This is a genomic window from Rhodoferax sp. ZS1R8 (genome assembly GCF_056521325.1).
The window spans coordinates 1-1,148 of the sequence record NZ_JBWMBA010000146.1 but is presented as its reverse complement, the minus strand read 5'-3'; the positions used below and the strand labels follow the sequence as shown (position 1 = coordinate 1,148).

The 1,148-nt window shown below is 59.3% G+C and carries 1 protein-coding gene; it reads left to right on the top strand.

Translation table 11 applies throughout. The features are described from left to right. Nucleotides 1-41: 41 nt before the first annotated feature. A partial coding sequence (locus AC097P_RS24525) for a CHASE3 domain-containing protein (RefSeq protein WP_479613023.1) occupies nt 42-1,148 on the top strand: 1,107 nt, incomplete at its 3' end.

The window sequence follows — 1,148 nt, the reverse complement described above, 5'->3', positions numbered from 1 at the left end:
TGGTGCAGCGGCTGGGTGCAATTGCCCAGAACCGGCTTCATTTGTACGACCTCACCAAGGGTGTGCTCGACGCTGAGTCGGGGCAACGGGGGTACCTATTGACGGGCCAGGAAGAATACCTGGAGCCGTACCGCCCCGCGCTGAAAAATATTGCTGCGACCTTCGCACAGCTGGACGCCGCTTACAGCCAGGAGCCACAGTCTGCCGAACTGCTGCGAAAACTACGCACCCTGACCGAGACCAAGTTGTCGGAACTCGCCATCACGGTCCAAATGGAAAAAGAGGGTAAACGCCAGTCCGGCAGGGATTTCACGCTCAGCGGCATAGGCCAGGAGTACATGGCCGCCATCCGCACAACTGGTACTGAACTCCTGGACATGGAAACCCTTCGTCTACAGAAGAGCCAACAAGAGGTTTCGGACATCCTGCTGTTCAGCCGGGTGGGTGTTGCCTTGCTGGCGGTGACCAGCCTGTTCCTGGTGTTGCTGAACATGCGGCACAACCAGGCCTTGAAGGCCCAGCAGGACATGCACCAGAAGGCGATGCTGGCCGAACAGGAACACCTGCAGCGTGAGGTGGTACGCCGCACCTTGCAACTGGTCGAATTGAACAACCACTTGCAAACCGCGCGCGAAGACGAACGTCATCGCATTGCCCGCGACCTGCATGACGAGTTAGGTGCCTTGTTAACCGCTGCCAAGCTGGATGTGGCACGCATCAAATCGCGTCTGGGCGCGACCGCGCCGGAGGCACAGGAGAGGCTGCAGCACTTAGTGGAGACCCTCAACGCCGGCATTGCGATGAAACGCCGCATCATCGAAGATCTGTGGCCCTCTGCGCTGGCCAATTTGGGACTGGTGGCCGCGCTGGAGATTCTCGGTCGGGAGTTTTCCAAGACTGCGGGTATTCCGGTGCACTGCGAACTGGGAGCGGTGCAGCTCACGGCCAATGCCGAACTGGTGATCTACCGCCTGGTGCAGGAGGCCACCACCAACATCGCCAAGTACGCCCGAGCGAACAATGTATGGCTCAACCTCGCAACCGTTCAGGGTGAAGTGGAGGTGATGGTTCGCGACGATGGTATAGGTTTTGATACCCAGCAGATTGGCAACAAGGCCCACGGCTTGTTGGGCATGCGGTTCCGGGTG